Source organism: Arthrobacter terricola (genome assembly GCF_004354015.1).
GTDB classification, from domain to species: domain Bacteria; phylum Actinomycetota; class Actinomycetes; order Actinomycetales; family Micrococcaceae; genus Arthrobacter; species Arthrobacter terricola.
This window is the reverse complement of the sequence record NZ_SMRU01000011.1, coordinates 60,009-77,599: the sequence shown is the minus strand read 5'-3', so window position 1 is coordinate 77,599 and position 17,591 is coordinate 60,009. Positions and strand designations below refer to the sequence as shown.

The following is a 17,591-nucleotide window of genomic DNA, read 5'->3' as shown; positions in this document are numbered from 1 at the left end:
GGCGGATAATCCGATGAGCAAGCCGTCAGGCGCCGACCAGGCCGCGGGCGGCCGCGACGATGTGGCGCGCCGAAACTCCTGCCGCGTCGAGCAACTCCGCCGGCTTACCGGAGCCAGGCAGGCCCGTGACCGAAAGCAGGGCAACGTGGAGTTCTGGAGTATCCGGACCGGCGAGGGCCTCGAGGACTGCAGACCCGATGCCGCCCTGCGGGTAGTGGTCTTCGGCAATGACCAGCCGGCCTCCGGTGTCGCGGCAGGCTTTGCGGACGGTTTCGACGTCGACCGGCTTGACGGAGTAGAGGTCGATCACGCGGGCCTTTATTCCGGAAGCGGCCAGTTCATCGGCGGCTGAAAGGCACTCATGGAGCGTGACTCCGGCGCCGATGAGTGTCACTTGGTCGTCCGGGCTTGCACCATGGACCTTAGACCCGCCTACCGTGAAGTCTTCCTCGGGTCCGTAAATGACCGGGTATGCACCTCGTGTTGCGCGGAGGTAGGAGATTCCCTTCGTGTCGGCCATGGCATTCACGAGGCGTGCGGCAGAAGGTGCGTCGGCGGGGTACAGCACGGTGGAGCCGTGCACTGCCCGCATCGCGGCGATGTCCTCCAAAGCCATCTGCGATGGCCCGTCCTGGCCGATTTCGACACCGGCGTGGCTGCCGACTAACCGAATGGTTGCCTCGGAGACCCCCGCCATCCGGATGAAGTCGAAAGGCCTGGAGATGAGGAAGGCCGCAAAACTCGCAGCGAAGGCGATGTATCCGCGGACGGAAAGCCCCACAGCGGTTGCCACGAGTTGTTGCTCGGCAATGAAAACTTCGAAATAGCGTTCGGGGGCGGCGTCCTTGAAATCGCCGGCGTGCGTGGAGTTTCCCACCTCGCCGTCCAGGACTACGACGTCGGGCCGCGCGGAGAGCGCCGACACCGCTGCCCCGAACGCCGCCCTTGTGGCGACCTTGTCGCCGACTTCCCAGTGCGGGAGGCTCACGTCCGGATGGGTGCCTTGCGCAATCGCGGCCTCGCCGCTTACCGGCTTGGGGCAGCTGACGCGTAGGTTCGTGGGCCCGCCCAGCGCAGCGATGGCTTTTTCTGCCATGTCGGCCGGGAGCGCCTTGCCGTGCCAGCCATTGCGGTCTTCGACCTCGGGGACCCCTTTCCCCTTGATTGTCTTGGCCAAGATGACTGTCGGCGTGTCCCCATCGCTTCGCGCCTTGCTGAGGGCGTCGTCTATTTGGCCGAAGTCGTGGCCGTCGATGACGATCGCCCGGGCTCCGAACGCCTCGACCCGCTTGGCATAAGCCTCCATGTCCCATTGAAGTTCGGTGGGACCGTCCTGTCCGAGGCGGTTGACGTCCACAACCGCGGTCAGATTGCCGAGCTTGTAATATGCGGCTTTGTCGATGGCCTCCCATATGGAGCCCTCGGCCAGCTCGCTATCACCGCACAGGACCCAGGTGTGGAACGGGAGCTTATCGAGCGAGCGGCCCGCGAGGGCCACCCCGACGGCGACCGGCAGCCCCTGCCCCAGTGAGCCGGTCGCTACGTCAACCCAAGGAAGGGTTGGCGTTGGGTGGCCCTGCAGTCTCGCTCCGAACGTCCGGTAGGTGTCGATGAGTTCATCTTCATCGACCACACCCACGGCCCGGTACATCGAATACAGCAAGGGAGAAGCGTGCCCTTTCGAAAAAATGAGGTGGTCATTGTTCGCCAGGGAGGGGTTGTCCCAGTCGTAGTGCAGATGACGGGTGAGGAGGACCGCCATGACGTCTGCCGCCGACAAGGACGACGTCGGATGCCCCGACCCCGCTTTGGTGCTGCATCTGATCGAGTCGACGCGGAGCTGCGTGGCCAAAGCCTTGAGCCCTTCGGAAGCCGTGCTGGCCAAAGGCCCAGGTTGAACGGTGGCGTCTTGAGTCATGTCGATCTGCCTTTCTTGACGTCAGGCGGGTCCCTGTCCCGGCCGGGGACAGGCTAAACCCTTCTTCTATTGCCCACGAGCGCCCCGTAAATCAAGAGGACGATCACGGAGCCAACGATGGCGAGAATCCAGGTTCGTATGGAGAAGAAGTCCTGCAACCCGCCGCCGAAAATCAGGCCTCCGATCCAGCCGCCCAATATGGCGCCGATGACGCCAAGCAGCATAGTAATCAGTATGCCTCCGCCTTGGCGTCCGGGGATCAGGGCTTTTGCGATGGCGCCGGCAATCAGGCCAAGAATCAGAAATCCTATGAATCCCATGTCCAACCCCGCTTCCTTAAGTTGTTGTTGGCTGGCTATCTGTCCGCGTTTCTAATTCAGAGTCACGGGTGGTTCTCCCGGCGGCCGTGTGGGCGGGAATGGCGTAGGCGGGAAAGGAAGATCCGGGTCCGGCTCCGGGACCGGAGATGGACCGGGCTCCGGGAACGGCACCGGATCCGGCCTGCCTGGCTGCGGACCGGGCTGCGGCTCCCGTCCCGGGGGAGGGACAGGAGCCGGACCCGGTTCCGGCAGCGGCACGGGCTCCGGGGTCGGCGACGGTCCAGGTTCCCGCGTGGGGTCCGGGTCCCGTGACGGGTCCGGAGGGAACTTGCTCATTCTTTCGGCCTCCCGTCATTGCGGTCTTCTTCGAGGGTGTAGTCGCCTTCGAGGTCTTCGACCGGTATGTCGCCCACCCGCTCGGCGCCGTAGTCGCCTTCGGTGTACTGCCCGCGTCGCAAGTCCTCGTTTGCCAGCGCGCGATCCGCCACTGTCCCCTCTTGTGCCCTGGTGGTCGGCTCCGCCGGATCTGTGTCGGCAGAAGCCCTGAGGTCCGGGTCGATGGTGGGCAATGTTGAAGTGCCCGCAAGGCCCGCTGCGAGTCCGCTGTCCTCAACATCGCCGTCAGCTACCGTGCCGCGCCACGCACCGGTCTCGCCGCCGCGCTTTTCGATGAAATCCTTGAACTTGTCGAGGTCGGCCGCCACCCGGAGGTCGTCAACGCCCACCAAAGAGCCGGCCTTTTCGGCGAACGTTTCCGGTTCCCATTCGATTTCCACGCTGACGCGGGTGCGATCGGCGCTCAAGGGCTCGAAACGCACGGAGCCGGCGTTCCGTGGGCCGTCGATGCTGGCCCAGCTCACCAAGGAGTCGGGCACCTGATCGAGGATTTGGGCGTTGTAGTCCCGCTTGACGCCTCCGACGTTGGTGGAGAAGTGCAAAGCGGTCTCGTCGATCTGCGCAACGGTTTCCACCCCCTTCATAAATTCCGGGAACGACTCGAACTGGGTCCATTGGTTGTAAGCAACGGACACGGGAACTTCCACATCGATTGTTTGGTTGACGGTGCTCATTCGCTTTGCTCCTTGCGTCAATTCGCTTGGCGTTCCGTAGCCGCCCGCCTGTTGCTCCTCCGTGTGGTTCGTGTCCATGTCCATGGTGACCTTTCCGTGGTGGTTGATCATGCTGGCTTGGGAATTCATGGATCCAAAGAATCATCAGCTTACTTAGTAACTTCGCCGAACCCCTAGGCTAGGCAGGACCGGGGTCTGGAATCAAGGTTCCCCGCGATCCGAGCCGCGATCCGAGGGTTCGATTTGTTCAGGATCCTCGGAAACCCGGATCTTGCCCGGGGACCAGGACAGTACCGGGTACAGCAAAACCAGGACGGCAAGAACGACGACGACCCCCACACCCACTGCCAAGCCGGCATCCTGCCCCAGCGCCACGCTGAAAATCAGGCCTGCGCAGCCCGCGATGAGCAATGCCACGCAGCCGACCACGATTTTCACGATCCTGTTGCCGGCAGCCACCAGCTTGTCCTTCACGTGATGCCGGAACAGGCGCCGATGGAGGCTGACAGGAACCAGCATGAGCCCCGTTGTGAGGGCGGCGAGCACTACGAGCGCAAGAAACCACCATTTTTCAACTTCAGTGAGGACGCCGAACCGCTGCTGGAAAGGCAGGGTTAGCAGGAAGCCGCCGATGATCTGCGTGCCGGTTTGCAGTACGCGCATCTCCTGGAGCAATTCGTTCCAGTTGCGGTCCATCCGCTCGTCTTTTGTCTCGCTCCTGGTGTCCTTGAATTCGGCCGGTTCAAGCGGCCATTCATTCTCCTGCCGGCTCATGACGGCTTGGGCAGCTCACAGCCCGTTACGGGATTCAACCCCATGTAGTTCAACGGGCCCGCAACGATGTTGAGCGCGATCGTTGCGACCTGGGAACACTGTGCCGGCATAGCGCGATAGTAGCCGCGCTGACCGGCGGCGACCGCTCCCACTATGAGCCAAATGACGATGATCAGCCCGAAAATCGATCCTAAACGCATCTTTCCATCGACCAACCTCTCATCGATTCCGGATATCATAAGCTTACTTATTAAGTTCTCTGTGCCATAGGGCTTCCGGTCGACGGCTCGAACCGATGACCGCGGACGCTGGATACGGTGGGTTGTATGGGCAATCAAAGAAGGCCGGTCTGTCATTGACGTCACTCGCGACGGTCATCGTCGCTTTCATCGCAAACCTGCTGGTTGCCGTCGCCAAGACAGTGGCGGCCTTGATGACCGGCTCGGCCTCGATTGTTGCCGAGGCGCGACATCAATGGGGATCTGAGGGAGCACGAAGTGGCCGCGGCCCTTCGCCGCGTGGAACGCAACCTTAAGGAGCAGGACATTGTCGAGGAAGCGGTATTGACGCTGGCTACGCCCGATGAGGACGCCCTGACTTTCGAAGGCGGAACGCCATCGGCAATCGTCGAGTAGCGGACAGCTGCGCGATGGGAATGAAATACAAGGGAGTACTGATATGAACGGGCAGCTCTGGATCTGGATCGTCGTCGCAATCGTGGTCATTGCGGTGATTGTTGTTGTCGCAATTTTGTTCGGACGGCGCGCGAAAGCCGCCGTCGACCGTCGACGCGCCGCTGACCTTCGGGAACGCGCCCGCGCGGACGCGGCAGGAGCTCACGAACACAGCGCCCAGGCCGCCAGGGCCGAGGCCGATGCCCGGCGTGCCGAAAGTGAGGCCGAACGCCTTCGCAACGAGGCTGCCGAGCGGCAGGAAGCATCCGAAAAGGCTGACAGGATTTCGAAAGAGCGGCTTCGTCAGGCTGAGGCGCTCGATCCGGATGCGGGAAACGTTCCGGACGAGCGCGGTGACCGGGATGAGCGCAACGATCCGGACGACGGCGGCCGGCGGGGCTTGCGTAACGACCGGCGCGGGGATTAGCGGCAATAACGACGTCGGGCTGTCAACTAAGTCGGGCCGTCCCGCCGGGTGCGGCTCGGCGGGACGGCCCGGGAGGCGCCTGGAACGCTAGATGCCGTCTTCGCGCATTTCATGCCGGGTGACTGTGTCGCCATTGGCGGGATCGGCGAATCGCCGGCTTTCGCTGACCGTGCGCTGCCTGCGGGGTGCTGCGAACACCAAGGACAGGATGACTCCCAGCACGCCTGCCCCCATCAGGATGTAGCCGACGACTGTTTGATCGACATAGGGAATGAGGCCGGGCGTGATCGCAAATGCCAGGATTGCACCCACGGCAATCAGGAAAATCGAAGAACCGATATACATGGTCATGCTCCTTCGGTCGATGCCGGACATTTCTGCCGGCGGTTCCCCATACGGAGTTGCCGCCTTGGGTCGCTAGGCGACTACAGGTCCCATTATTCGCACTACTAAGTATGCTTAGCAAGTGTCGAATGAAATTCCGCGACCATAACGGTTGAAAAAGGAGTGAAAGCTGAACTGCCGATTCGGACTTCAGAAGATCCGGTAATCGCCCGCGTCTGCATTCGCTGACGGGTACACCACGGGCTCGCGTCCCAATTCAAGCAGGACATCATTGATGGTCAGCTGCCCGTCCAGTTGCACCACCGGGACGAAAGCCGGCTCGGATTCCACTTCGGCGGTCATGGTTCGATCCTATGCGTGACAAGGCAAGAGACGGCGAAGAACACGCGGACCACACTCCGGCAGTCACCCGGCGATTCATGCTCCGTCAGGGAGCGCAGTCACGAACGGAGCACACTCAGGGAGTCTGCGAAGCGGCAGCGGACGGCGACAAGTCGGACAACATGAGGCGACGGGCAGGAGCTTCCGGGAATGGATAAGTGACCTCCACCTCCAAGTCCGGGCCGACGTGGACAAACGCGCCGGGATCCAACGCGTGCCACCCCGGATTCCCATCCATCGGTTCGGTGGCAACCAGAACGTGACCGGACCGCGAAAGGTCCCGGCTATGGGCGCGAATCCGCGGGCTCCGCGCATCCAAGGGATCCTCGCCGTCGGGATTCGCCGGCGGGCGCTTCAGCAAGTGCAACTCGTGGGTATCCGGGTATCTCACGGCCCAAAGATCGGTTGCCGTCGTCAAGATAAAATTCAAACTCAAGACAGGCAGGTGGGCCGCTACCCACCTGACCGCCTTGATGACTCCCTTCCCTACATCACCGTCCGAACGCCGGATTTCAGCCGTAATCAACGCGAAGAGCCGCTCACTGTCCGTCTGGCCCAGCACCAGATCGCTCACGCCGTACTCTGCCAGGCGGCGGTCCAGCACGCCAAGGCCAGAGAACGCGCCGTTATGGGCAAACAACCGCCCGTCTTGCTCAAACGGGTGCGTATTAACCAAGGTATGCGCTCCAGTGCTCGCATACCGGACATGGGCAAGGAACGTCGCGCTCTTAAGGACCCGGGCCTCACGCGCAAAGGCGTGGTCCTCCCAAGCGGCCAACGGCTGCTTCGCGACGTGCGGATTCCCCTCGGTGTCGAACGTGCCTATGCCCGCACCGTCCGGCTCCCGCTTGCTTTGGTCGGCAAGGCTGTCCGGAGCGTCCAGCAGCCAGAAGGTGGCCCGGACCGAATCGGAACCGGCATGCAATCCAAACATTCGGCACATCGGCCGGCCTCCTTGCTTCGCGGTGCCTAGTGATGGAACGCGGGAGTCTGGCCGTCGGCAGGCATAGGGGCCAAGAGGCTGTCCAAATAGGCCACTTCCTTCTTGAGGTCAGTCAGGAAGCTCGACGCGAGATCGCGCGTGAAACCATTGCGGACAACAATCCGCTGCACGGTGACCTCACTTAGGCTTGCCGGCAGTGGATAGGCGGGAACCAGCCACCCATTCATCCGAAGCCGCTCTGAGAGATGGTGGAGATTCCATTTGTCCGTGTACCCCTCAGTCAGCCGCCAGGCAAAGACCGGGATGTCCGCCCCCTCGCTCAGCAACGTGAATGGCTCCAGCGCCCCGATTTCCGCGGAAAGGTACAGTGCTACATCCCGAGAAGTAGCTTGAACGGAACGGTAGCCTTCGAATCCAAGCCGCAGGAAAAGGTAATACTGCAACAGCACCTGCGCGCCGGGACGCGAGAAGTTCAGGGCAAAGCTGGACATGTCCCCGCCCAGATAGCTCACATGGAACACCAAGTCCGCCGGGAGGGCGTCCTCGTCGCGCCAGACGATCCACCCCAAGCCCGGGTACACCAACCCGTATTTATGACCTGACGTGTTGATGGACGCAACCCTGGGCAAGCGGAAATCCCACGAAGTCTCCGGCTGAAGGAAGGGAGCGACCATGCCGCCGGAAGCTCCATCGACATGGATCGGGACATCGAATCCGCGCTGCGCCTGGATCTCATCCAACGCCGCCGCGATTGCCGCAACGGGCTCATACGCACCGGTGTAGGTCACACCCATGATCGCGACCACACCGATCGTGTTCTCATCCACGTACTTATCGAGGTCATGGCCGTCAAGCACCGGATGCTCCTGAGAGATCGGAACATACCTCGCTTCGACGTCCCAATAGTTGCAGAACTTCTCCCAACAAACCTGCACGGCCGAACTGAGGACCAGGTTCGGCGTGTCGGCCGGCAGCCCGGCAGCCCGACGTGCGTGCTGCCAGCGGCGCTTCAGCGCCAAGCCGCCCAGCATGCAGGCCTCCGAGGATCCAATAGTGGACGTCCCCACCGCCTTTTCGGCGTCGGGAGCATTCCACAAATCCGCGAGCATGCGCCAACACCGGGTCTCAATCAGCGCCGTCTGGGGGTACTCATCCTTGTCGATCATGTTCTTGTCGAACGTCTCCGCATAAAGCCTGGATGCTTCCGGCTCCATCCAGGTGCCGACGAACGTCGCCAGGTTCAATCGCGAGTTCCCGTCCAGCATCGCCTCATCGTGCACGATCTGGTACGCGGTCGAGGGAAGTGATTCACCTGCCGGGAGAGTGAAGCGAGGGAAGATTGTGGACTCGCCCGGACGGCTGAATACGGGGTTGAGCTCCACTGCGGTGTCTGTTTCATGGGCCGATGTACGGTATGACCTGTTAATGGTGTGCTCCTTTGACTTGCCGGGGCGCTCACGGTTGCAACGGCAGGGCCTGCCAAAGCCCTACGCTACCTCTGCCGGCAGCTGCACCCAAGGCTTTCCACCGCCACCATCTTCCCTTGGGCATGGTGGCCGCGGGCCTGGCGGATGCATAATCTCAAGTGGGACCGTGCGGTCCCGACTGCCAGGCCCAGAGAGGTCTCCTCATGGCGAGCAGAAGAGCGCAGCGCGATCGCGCGGCGAGGGGACGGGGGCCCCGGACGCCGGGCGAATTTCCGTCTCCTCTGCTGCGTCCCGCCCGGGCGCAAGAAGCACCGCCTGAATCCGGAATGTCCCACGACAACCCGTTCCTTTTGTAGCGCGTACCTTAGGTGACGCGTCCAGCCGCGGACAGGACCCCAGCGCGGCCCAAGGTTAGGAGAAGCAGTGTCCAACCAGAACAGCCCCGAAACCCCCAATCAAGAGGAACCACGGAAGGTCCCTTTGCCGGGATCTGAGAGAGAGCCGGCCCCGGGCGCCCGGGATATCCTCGGCCTCGTCGATCCCGCCCGCCGGATCGAGGCAACGGTCGTCCTCCGGCGCCAGGAGGAAATGACGGAGGTTCCGTCCAGTCCCATCTCGAAAGACGAATTGGCGTCGCGGTATGGAGCATCAAGCGACGATCTCGACCTGGCAGTGCGGACCTTTGCCGGGCTTGGGCTGGATATTGCCGACGCCGATGCCGCCAGCCGAAGGATCCGGCTGGAGGGGACCGTGGAGCAGCTAAGCAGCGTTTTCGGAACCTCCCTTGACGAGCTCACAAGCCGGGCGCCTGACGGCAACACAGTCACGCACCGGCACCGCACCGGGGGACTGCACATTCCCGAAGTGCTGGATGGCGTCGTGGTGGCCGTACTTGGCCTCGATGACCGGCCGCAGGCCAGGGCACAATTTCATGCGATCCCGCTGGCTGCGACAGGTACGAGCTACACCCCGCCACAGTTGGGAATGATCTACAACTTTCCGAGTGATACCGACGGCAGCGGCCAAGTCGTAGCGATCCTCGAGCTGGGCGGCGGATTCGGGCAGGCGGATCTCGACGCCTACTTCCTAGGGCTCGGGATTCCGACGCCGGACATCTCGGCCGTGGGGGTTGACGGCGGAGCCAATCAACCCGGGCAGGATCCGTCGGGAGCCGACGGGGAAGTCCTGCTCGACATCGAAGTGGTGGGAGCACTCGCACCGAAGGCAAGCATCGTGGTCTATTTTGCGCCCAATACGGACGCCGGCTTCCTGGACGCGATCATTGCGGCATCCCACGCGAGCCCCGCGCCCGCGGCGATCAGCATCAGCTGGGGCCAGAGCGAAGACGCCTGGACGGCCCAGGCCCGGACGGCCTTCGACCAAGCGATGGCGGATGCCGCGGCCCTCGGCGTTACCGTCACCGCGGCGGCGGGGGATAACGGAAGTGCCGACGGCGTAACGGACCATCGCGACCATGCCGACTTTCCGGCGTCGAGCCCGCACGTGCTCGCCTGCGGCGGCACCCGGCTGACAGCGGATGTCCAAACTGGCGCGATCAGCTCCGAAACCGTGTGGAACGATGGCCCGAACTCAGCCACCGGCGGCGGTTACAGCGACGTCTTCCCTGTTCCGTCATGGCAATCCGGGGTTGCTGGGCACGCCAAGCACAAACCCGCGCCCAGGAATCCGGGCCGGGGAGTGCCCGATGTCTGTGGTGTCGCAGATCCGCAGACCGGCTACCGCGTCCGCGTCGACGGAAAGGACATGGTGATCGGCGGAACCAGCGCGGTGGCGCCCCTCTGGGCCGCGCTGATCGCCCGCTTGGCGCAGGCCAGCAATCGCCGGTTCGGCCTCATCCAGCCGCTCCTCTACCAAAACGGGACCCATCCGGCGTCGGGCTTCCACGACATTACCGTCGGTTCCAACGGAAGCTACCGGGCGGGGGTGGGCTGGGATCCGTGCACCGGCCTGGGCAGTCCTGACGGGAAGGCGCTCCTTCAGCTGGTCCAGTCCGCATCCTGAACGATCGATGGTGGTTCGAAGTGGCAGAAGTCGGCAAAATCCTGCTGCCATCGGTCCCCATCCTCAGTAGACTGGCTAATGTCCTTTACAACCGCTGGTTTCAAAGGAGGCTAGGCAATGGCTGGATATTTTGAATTGGTCGACGCGCCTGATGGCATGTACAGGATTGCACTGCGGGACGGCAACGGCGATATTTTGGCGATGACAACCACCTTTCCCACCAAACAGGCGGCAGTGCGCGGGATTTCCACTGTCAGGGAAATCGCCGGTACGGCTCTCATCAAGGACCGCAGTCACGGTCAATGGAGTCCTTCCCTCGAACGGCAAGTCCACAGGCGGCACCTGCACCACACGCCGGCTTGGCGGACGCACGAGCTAAGGAAGGCAATGAGCGCCTGACAGGCCAAATGCCACCAAGGGACTCCACACCGTGGGGTCCCTTCTTTGTCTGCCGTTCCCATTCGTCGCCGGCAGCTACGTTGTCGATGGCATCCCCTAGGCGGCGCCCTAATCCCCTTCGCCAGGGGAGCGAAACCCCTTGCCGTGGCGTGCTTTGGCGGCCCCCGCCGGAGCGGATACGATGGACGATGGCTGGCTGTGGTCCCCGTACGCCACAAGCTATGAAGCCTTATCAATGAATAGGAGACACCCGTGTCAGATGCCCAGCAGATCACCCTCATCGTCGATGGCGAAGAGACCAAGGTGACGGAAGGGACCACCGGCGCGGACCTCTTCTTTGAGCGCCGCGAAGTTGTGGTGGCCCGCGTTGACGGCGAGCTCAAGGACCTCGACCAAGTGCTGCCTGAAGGCGCCACGGTCGAAGGCATCACCATCGATTCGCCGGACGGACTGAATGTCCTCCGCCACTCCACCGCGCACGTCATGGCGCAGGCTGTGCAGCAGCTGCGCCCGGACGCCAAGCTTGGCATCGGCCCGTACATCACAGACGGTTTCTACTTTGACTTCGATGTCGCAGAACCGTTCACTCCGGAAGACCTGCGCCAGCTCGAAAAGATGATGCAGAAGATCATCAACCAGAACCAGAAGTTCGTGCGTCGCGTGGTCACCGAGGACGAAGCCCGCGTCGCCATGAAGGACGAGCCCTACAAGCTCGAACTCCTGGGCAAGAAGAACGACGCCGTGGACGCCGGCGAAGGCGTCAACGTCGAGGTGGGCGCGGGCGATATCACGATCTACGACAATGTGGACCGCAAGAGCGGCGACGTCGTCTGGTGCGATCTGTGCCGCGGACCGCACTTGCCCAACACCAAGCTGATTTCGAATGCCTTCGCTCTGACCCGGTCCTCGGCCGCCTACTGGCTCGGCAACCAGAACAACCAGCAGCTCCAGCGGATTTACGGCACCGCCTGGCCCACCAAGGAAGCCCTCAAGGCTTACCAGGACCGCATCGCCGAAGCCGAACGCCGCGACCACCGCAAGCTCGGCGCCGAACTGGACTTGTTCTCGTTCCCTGACGAGCTCGGTTCCGGCTTGCCGGTGTTCCATCCCAAGGGCGGCATCATCCGCAAGGCGATGGAGGATTACTCGCGCCAGCGCCACGTCGACGCCGGTTACGAGTTCGTGTACACGCCGCACATCACCAAGGGACACCTTTACGAAGTCTCTGGCCACCTCGACTGGTACAAGGACGGCATGTTCCCCGCCATGCACGTGGACGCGGAACTCAATGAGGACGGCACCGTGCGCAAGCCCGGCCAGGACTACTACCTGAAGCCGATGAACTGCCCCATGCACAACCTCATCTTCCGTTCGCGCGGACGCTCCTACCGCGAGTTGCCGTTGCGGCTCTTCGAGTTCGGTTCCGTGTACCGCTACGAGAAATCCGGCGTTGTCCACGGGCTGACCCGTGTCCGCGGAATGACACAGGACGATGCCCACATCTACTGCACCCGCGAGCAGATGAAGGACGAGCTCACCAACACCCTGAACTTCGTCCTTGGCCTGCTCAAGGACTACGGCCTGGATGATTTCTACCTTGAGCTGTCCACAAAGAACGAGGACAAGTTCGTCGGTGACGACGCCACCTGGGAAGAAGCCACCCGTACCCTCGCCGAAGTTGCACAGGCCTCCGGACTGGAATTGGTCCCGGATCCGGGCGGAGCCGCGTTCTACGGACCCAAGATTTCGGTACAGGCCAAGGACGCGCTCGGACGCACGTGGCAAATGTCCACTATCCAGCTCGACTTCAACCTCCCCGAACGGTTCGAGCTCGAGTTCCAGGCTGCCGACGGCACCCGCCAGCGCCCCGTGATGATCCACCGCGCCCTGTTCGGTTCGGTAGAGCGGTTCATGGGTGTCCTCACCGAGCACTACGCCGGCGCATTCCCTGCCTGGCTTGCCCCCGTGCAGGTGGTCGGTATTCCCGTGGCCGAAGCGTTCAACGACTACATGTTCGACGTCGTTGACCAGCTCAAGGCGGCAGGCATCCGCGCAGAGGTGGATATTTCCTCGGATCGTTTCCCGAAGAAGATCCGCACAGCCAGCAAGGACAAGATCCCGTTCGTCCTGATCGCCGGTGGCGAAGATGCAGAGGCCGGGGCAGTATCGTTCCGCTTCCGCGACGGCAGCCAGGACAACGGCGTTCCGGTCGAGGAGGCGGTCCGCCGGATCGTGGATGCGGTCAAGAACCGCGAAAGCTGACCAAGCGGACGACGACGGGGGCGGACAACAGTGCAGGAGTACACAGGCGTGACAGCTGACTATCCAGGCGATGCCGAAGTAACCGACGACTTCGGCCTCGCCGGGGTTCCCGATGCCTTCCAACGCCTGTGGACTCCGCATCGCATGGCCTACATCAAGGGCGGTCCCCAACAGTTCAAAGACCAGGACGACTGCCCGTTCTGTGTGGCGCCCGGCCGCACGGACGAGGAATCCTTGATCGTGCACCGTGGCAAGAGCTGCTACGTCGTGCTCAACCTGTTCCCCTACAACCCGGGCCACTTGCTCGTGTGCCCGTACCGGCACGTCCCGGACTACACGGACATCACGGTTGAGGAAACCGCCGAAATGGCCGAGCTCACGCAGACGGCCATGCGGGTGCTGCGGAAAGTCGCGAACCCCAGTGGTTTCAACCTGGGCATGAACCAGGGGGTCGCAGGAGGCGCCGGAATTGCCGCCCACCTCCATCAGCATGTGGTCCCGCGTTGGGGCGGCGACGGGAACTTCTTCCCCATCATCGCGCAGACGAAGGCCATCACCCAGACCCTCGCCGAGGTCCGTGAGCAAGTAGCCGATGCTTGGCCGGGGGAGTCCGCTGCGTCCGGGGAGCCGGATGCTTAACCGGCACGCCCGCGGTTTTTTCACGGGATTGTTCTCGCCCATAGCCAGATTCCTGCTGAGGGCGGGGGTGTCGCCAGACACCGTCACCGTCGTCGGGACCGTGGGTGTCGTGGTCGGCGCCCTGACGCTTTATCCCATGGGCCAGCTCTGGTGGGGCTCGTTGTTGATTACTGTGTTCGCGCTTTCCGACGTCTTGGACGGCATCATGGCGCGGGAGCGGGGACGCAGCGGACCGTGGGGTAACTTCCTCGACTCCACTTTGGACCGGATCGCGGATGGTGCCATTTTCGGCGGCGTGGCCATCTGGTTCTTCACGGGCGGCGCCAACCGGGCAACCGCCATCGCGGCGTTGGCCTGCCTCGTGCTCGGGATGGTGGTTTCCTACGCACGCGCCAAGGCTGAATCGTTGGGCTTCTACGCCAACGTCGGCATCGCCGAGAGGGCCGAGCGGCTCATATCGGTCCTCCTCGTGACCGGGCTGACGGGTCTCGGCCTGCCTCCTGTCGTGCTGCTCGTGACGCTCGTCGTCCTCTCTGTAGCGACCGCCGTGACCGTAGTGCAACGGATGGCCGCCGTCCGTCAACAGGCTCTGGCAAACGTCGACGGCGGGAAGCCGGCTTAGCGGTTCAGCGCACCTTAGTCGGGCCGGTCGGGAGGGCTTACGTCCTGCCGGTCTTCGAATTCTGCACGTCCCGCGCAGGGGACTAGTATTGAAGTTACTTGGTCAATGTGACCTGGAAATCCGGTGTGCGCAGCGCGTGGCCCTGTCCGTGTGCGCCCCGGCCAAGGTCTTCTATCTACCCATAGGGGTTTTTGTGTCTACACCTGATGTAAGCAACGAAGCCGGTTCGTCCGCAGCCAGCGTCACGGGCAGCAGCCGCGTTAAGCGCGGTATGGCGGAGATGCTCAAGGGCGGCGTCATCATGGACGTCGTCAACGTCGAGCAGGCCCGCATCGCCGAAGACGCCGGTGCCGTGGCGGTCATGGCGCTCGAGCGTGTTCCCGCGGACATCCGCGCCCAGGGCGGCGTGTCCCGCATGTCGGACCCGGACATGATCGACCAGATCATTGGTGCCGTGTCCATCCCGGTCATGGCCAAGGCCCGCATCGGCCACTTCGTCGAAGCCCAGGTCCTGCAGTCTTTGGGCGTGGACTACATCGACGAGTCCGAGGTCCTGACCCCGGCCGACTACACCCACCACATCGACAAGTGGAACTTCACCGTTCCCTTCGTCTGCGGTGCCACCAACCTCGGTGAGGCGCTGCGCCGCATCAACGAGGGCGCGGCCATGATCCGTTCCAAGGGCGAGGCCGGCACCGGTGATGTCTCCAACGCCACCACGCACATGCGCCAGATCCGTGCGCAGATCAAGAACCTTTCCTCCCTGCCCGAGGACGAGCTCTACGTCGCGGCCAAGGAACTGCAGGCCCCGTACGAGCTCGTGAAGGAAGTTGCCGCTACCGGCAAGCTCCCGGTCGTGCTGTTCACCGCCGGCGGCATCGCCACCCCGGCCGACGCCGCGATGATGATGCAGCTGGGCGCGGACGGCGTGTTCGTCGGCTCGGGCATCTTCAAGTCCGGCAACCCGGCCCAGCGCGCGGCCGCCGTCGTGAAGGCCACCACCTTCTACGACGACCCCGACGTCATCGCCAAGGTCTCCCGCGGCCTGGGCGAAGCCATGGTCGGCATCAACGTCGAGGAAATCCCCGAACCCCACCGCCTCGCAGAACGCGGCTGGTAACGTTCGGCGCTAACGCCTCAGCAGTACGACGGCGGTGGGTCCCCTCGAAGGGAGGCCCACCGCCGTCGTCGTCCCCAGAGTTTGTGTACAGATCGCACCCCCTTAAAACGCTCTTTAAGGGGTGTGACGTGTACACAAACTCGACGTGGCGCCTAACGCGGCCGGCGTGCCGCGTGTTCGCGCGCGAGTCGGGCGAAGTCGTCGTCGGGGTTTCCGGGAACGAAGGGTCCGTACTTGCGTTCGACGGCGGTGCGGATCAGGAAGTCGGCGATTGCGGGGTTCTTCGGCAGCAGGGACCCGTGCAAATAGCTGGCCACGACGTTCCGATGCCGCGCCCCTTCATGGCCGTCCTTGCTGTTGTTGCCCGCGCCTTTGGATACCGTGCCAAGGGGCTCGACGGCGGGTCCCAGGGTTGTCTGGCCGCTGTGGTTTTCGTAGCCCAGGATTTCGCCGAATTCCGGTGAGGTCAGCGTGACGTTGCCGATGAGGCGTTCGTCGGTGCCCACTGTCTCGATATCCAGGACCCCTATCCCCGGGATGACCGGTCCGGCCTTCGTCCTGAAGAACTTGCCGAAGAGCTGGTACAGCCCGCAGATGACCAGCATGGGGGTGCCGTCTTCCGCCATTCCCCGAAGCTGGTCACCCCGGGCCAGCAGGTCGTCCTGGATCACGGTCTGGCCGCTGTCCTGGCCACCGCCGCCGAGAATGATGTCAACGTCGTCCGGGAAGTCGTCGCCCACGTTGTATTCGAGGAGTTCGGGCGTGTATCCGTGCCACAGCAGCCGCTGCCGAATGACCAGCGCATTTCCCCAGTCGCCATAGATGTTCATGTCCCGCGGATACAGCTGAAGGACGCGGATGGTGCCCTTGCTGGCTTCGTGCGTGGCGCCGTCGGCCGGGTTCATGAGACCACCTCCACTGTGGTGATTTTGGCGAGTTCACGTCGTATCGCGAGCATCGCCGTGTATGTGCAGAAAATCCGCTTGGGCCTGCCCGCTGAACCCCGGATGAACCCGGCCAGTGCGGCTGGGAGGTCGGTGTCCACCGAAGAGAAACGGACGTCGTCGTACTGGAGCCGAAGGGCCATGTCGTAGGCCCGGACGCCGGAAACAACGTCCACGCCGCCCTCGCGCAGGGAGTCGAACTCGACGTCCCAGAGCCAGGACATGTCCCTGCCGTCGGCGTAGTTGTCGTTGATGGCGATCATGGAGGCGTATCCCTCGGCGGGAAACGACTTGAGCCCGAGTCTGAAGCCGCTCGGGTTCTTGACCAGCACCAACTCAAGCGGTTGGCCGTCGACGGTGAGGCTCTCGCCTCGGCCGAACGCCGGGGCCACTTCGGACAGCGCCTTGACCAGTTTGGTGGCGTCGGCGGGTTTTCCGGTGGCGCCGGTGATGCTCCGGGCAAGGACCAGCGCGGCGGCGGCATTGAAGATGTTGTAGACGCCCCGGAGCTTCATATGCGTCGTGACCAGCGTGCCGTCGAACTCGAAATCGGCGTCGTCCGCGCCAACGCGGCGGAGTACGACGTCGGCCGCCTCCGCAGCGGGAACGTCACCGTTGGCTTCGGTCCCGGAAGCCGCGGTGCGCATGTCGTCGTCGTTCGGGAAGGTGCTGCGAAGCGACTCGTCGAGTCCGAAGTACAGGACTTCGGGACCGTCCACGGAAGCAGCGATCCGGGCAACCCGGGGGTCCTCGCGGTTCAGGACCACGGTTCCGGTTGTGCTTTCGGCAATGCGCTGGAGGAGGAGCGCAGTGGTGTCGATCTCCCCGAAACGGTCCAGCTGGTCCCGCAGCACATTGAGGAGGAGGCAATAGCGGGGAGGCACCTTGTTCACGAAATGCACGGCGTGCGCTTCGTCGAGTTCAAGGACCGCGACGTCGGCATCCAGCCTTCCGCGCCAGTCCACCTCGCCGAGGAGGGCCGCCGCGACGCCACGCGTGAAGTTGCTGCCGGTCCGGTTCGTGAAGACCTTCAATCCTTGGCTTTCGAGCAGTTCCACTACCATTTTCGTGGTGGTCGTCTTGCCGTTTGTGCCACTGACGACGGCGACTCCGTGGGGGAGCGAGGACAGGGTCCGCTGCATGAATGCGGGGTCGATCTTTTCGACCACGAGTCCTGGGAAAGCCGACCCTCCGCCGCGAAGCCGGGACGCAGCCCGGACCAGTTTGCCGAGCGGAACGCTGTACGAAAACATGATCTGTAATATATCCCAGTTGAGGCATGGAACCTTTGCCGGCAAGTGCAC

At 63.3% G+C, this 17,591-nt stretch carries 19 protein-coding genes; 8 read left to right on the top strand and 11 right to left on the bottom strand.

Features of this window, described 5'->3' with window-relative positions; translation table 11 throughout:
- Positions 1 to 25: 25 nt before the first annotated feature.
- The 5 genes from E1809_RS10860 to E1809_RS10835 all read right to left on the bottom strand — a co-directional run bounded on the left by E1809_RS10860 (position 26) and on the right by E1809_RS10835 (position 4,282).
- Positions 26 to 1,918 (bottom strand): transketolase, encoded by a 1,893-nt coding sequence (locus E1809_RS10860; RefSeq protein WP_133204248.1) that lies wholly within the window; start codon positions 1,916 to 1,918, stop codon positions 26 to 28.
- Between the two features lie 53 nt (positions 1,919 to 1,971).
- On the bottom strand, positions 1,972 to 2,238 hold the full coding sequence (locus tag E1809_RS10855; RefSeq protein ID WP_133204247.1) for a GlsB/YeaQ/YmgE family stress response membrane protein: 267 nt from the start codon (positions 2,236 to 2,238) through the stop codon (positions 1,972 to 1,974).
- Between the two features lie 332 nt (positions 2,239 to 2,570).
- Positions 2,571 to 3,437, bottom strand: a complete 867-nt coding sequence (locus tag E1809_RS10845; protein ID WP_235835547.1) for an SRPBCC family protein — start codon at positions 3,435 to 3,437, stop codon at positions 2,571 to 2,573.
- A gap of 72 nt (positions 3,438 to 3,509) precedes the next feature.
- Positions 3,510 to 4,082: a DUF6328 family protein gene (locus tag E1809_RS10840; RefSeq protein WP_235835546.1), complete on the bottom strand. Its 573-nt coding sequence runs from the start codon at positions 4,080 to 4,082 to the stop codon at positions 3,510 to 3,512.
- Positions 4,079 to 4,282, bottom strand: coding sequence for a hypothetical protein (locus tag E1809_RS10835; RefSeq protein WP_133204245.1), 204 nt, complete (start codon positions 4,280 to 4,282; stop codon positions 4,079 to 4,081). Before E1809_RS10835 ends, E1809_RS10840 begins: the two co-directional genes overlap by 4 nt.
- Positions 4,283 to 4,579: 297 nt before the next feature.
- On the opposite strand from E1809_RS10835, the gene E1809_RS10825 reads away from it, so the two are divergent.
- Both E1809_RS10825 and E1809_RS10820 read left to right on the top strand, forming a co-directional pair.
- Complete coding sequence (locus tag E1809_RS10825) at positions 4,580 to 4,717, top strand: hypothetical protein (RefSeq protein ID WP_205754160.1); 138 nt, start codon at positions 4,580 to 4,582, stop codon at positions 4,715 to 4,717.
- A 43-nt stretch (positions 4,718 to 4,760) separates the two neighbouring features.
- On the top strand, positions 4,761 to 5,183 hold the full coding sequence (locus tag E1809_RS10820) for a hypothetical protein (protein WP_133204244.1): 423 nt from the start codon (positions 4,761 to 4,763) through the stop codon (positions 5,181 to 5,183).
- An 87-nt stretch (positions 5,184 to 5,270) separates the two neighbouring features.
- On the opposite strand, the gene E1809_RS10815 is transcribed toward E1809_RS10820, so the two are convergent.
- The 4 genes from E1809_RS10815 to E1809_RS10805 form a co-directional block, all read right to left on the bottom strand.
- Positions 5,271 to 5,528, bottom strand: coding sequence for a DUF6458 family protein (locus tag E1809_RS10815; protein WP_133204316.1), 258 nt, complete (start codon positions 5,526 to 5,528; stop codon positions 5,271 to 5,273).
- 189 nt (positions 5,529 to 5,717) lie between these two features.
- Positions 5,718 to 5,870, bottom strand: a complete 153-nt coding sequence (locus E1809_RS26655; RefSeq protein WP_165962273.1) for a hypothetical protein — start codon at positions 5,868 to 5,870, stop codon at positions 5,718 to 5,720.
- Positions 5,871 to 5,985: 115 nt separating this feature from the next.
- Positions 5,986 to 6,852: a class II glutamine amidotransferase gene (locus E1809_RS10810; protein WP_133204243.1), complete on the bottom strand. Its 867-nt coding sequence runs from the start codon at positions 6,850 to 6,852 to the stop codon at positions 5,986 to 5,988.
- A gap of 26 nt (positions 6,853 to 6,878) precedes the next feature.
- Positions 6,879 to 8,279 carry a glutamate decarboxylase gene (locus tag E1809_RS10805; protein ID WP_133204242.1) on the bottom strand — a complete coding sequence of 467 codons (1,401 nt, stop codon included), beginning with the start codon at positions 8,277 to 8,279 and terminating at the stop codon, positions 6,879 to 6,881.
- Positions 8,280 to 8,702: 423 nt separating this feature from the next.
- Here E1809_RS10805 and E1809_RS10800 point away from each other — a divergent pair, with 423 nt between their 5' ends.
- The 6 genes from E1809_RS10800 (at position 8,703) to pdxS (ending at position 15,343) form a co-directional block, all read left to right on the top strand.
- On the top strand, positions 8,703 to 10,301 hold the full coding sequence (locus E1809_RS10800; protein WP_133204241.1) for a S53 family peptidase: 1,599 nt from the start codon (positions 8,703 to 8,705) through the stop codon (positions 10,299 to 10,301).
- Between the two features lie 117 nt (positions 10,302 to 10,418).
- Positions 10,419 to 10,700 carry a YegP family protein gene (locus tag E1809_RS10795; protein WP_133204240.1) on the top strand — a complete coding sequence of 94 codons (282 nt, stop codon included), beginning with the start codon at positions 10,419 to 10,421 and terminating at the stop codon, positions 10,698 to 10,700.
- Positions 10,701 to 10,952: 252 nt separating this feature from the next.
- Positions 10,953 to 12,962 carry a threonine--tRNA ligase gene (thrS, locus tag E1809_RS10790; RefSeq protein WP_133204239.1) on the top strand — a complete coding sequence of 670 codons (2,010 nt, stop codon included), beginning with the start codon at positions 10,953 to 10,955 and terminating at the stop codon, positions 12,960 to 12,962.
- A gap of 30 nt (positions 12,963 to 12,992) precedes the next feature.
- Entirely contained in the window at positions 12,993 to 13,601 is a 609-nt protein-coding gene (locus E1809_RS10785) for an HIT family protein (protein WP_133204238.1), read from the top strand.
- The gene (gene pgsA / locus E1809_RS10780; protein WP_133204237.1) at positions 13,594 to 14,223 is read left to right on the top strand and encodes a phosphatidylinositol phosphate synthase; all 630 of its coding nucleotides are present in this window, start codon (positions 13,594 to 13,596) and stop codon (positions 14,221 to 14,223) included. Before E1809_RS10785 ends, pgsA begins: the two co-directional genes overlap by 8 nt.
- A gap of 193 nt (positions 14,224 to 14,416) precedes the next feature.
- A complete protein-coding gene (pdxS, locus tag E1809_RS10775; RefSeq protein ID WP_133204236.1) occupies positions 14,417 to 15,343 on the top strand; it encodes a pyridoxal 5'-phosphate synthase lyase subunit PdxS in 927 nt (308 codons plus the stop codon).
- A 152-nt stretch (positions 15,344 to 15,495) separates the two neighbouring features.
- Here pdxS and E1809_RS10770 read toward each other — a convergent pair whose 3' ends face one another.
- Positions 15,496 to 16,248, bottom strand: a complete 753-nt coding sequence (locus tag E1809_RS10770; RefSeq protein WP_133204235.1) for a type 1 glutamine amidotransferase — start codon at positions 16,246 to 16,248, stop codon at positions 15,496 to 15,498.
- Positions 16,245 to 17,540, bottom strand: a complete 1,296-nt coding sequence (locus tag E1809_RS10765) for a Mur ligase family protein (RefSeq protein ID WP_133204234.1) — start codon at positions 17,538 to 17,540, stop codon at positions 16,245 to 16,247. Before E1809_RS10765 ends, E1809_RS10770 begins: the two co-directional genes overlap by 4 nt.
- Positions 17,541 to 17,591: the final 51 nt, after the last annotated feature.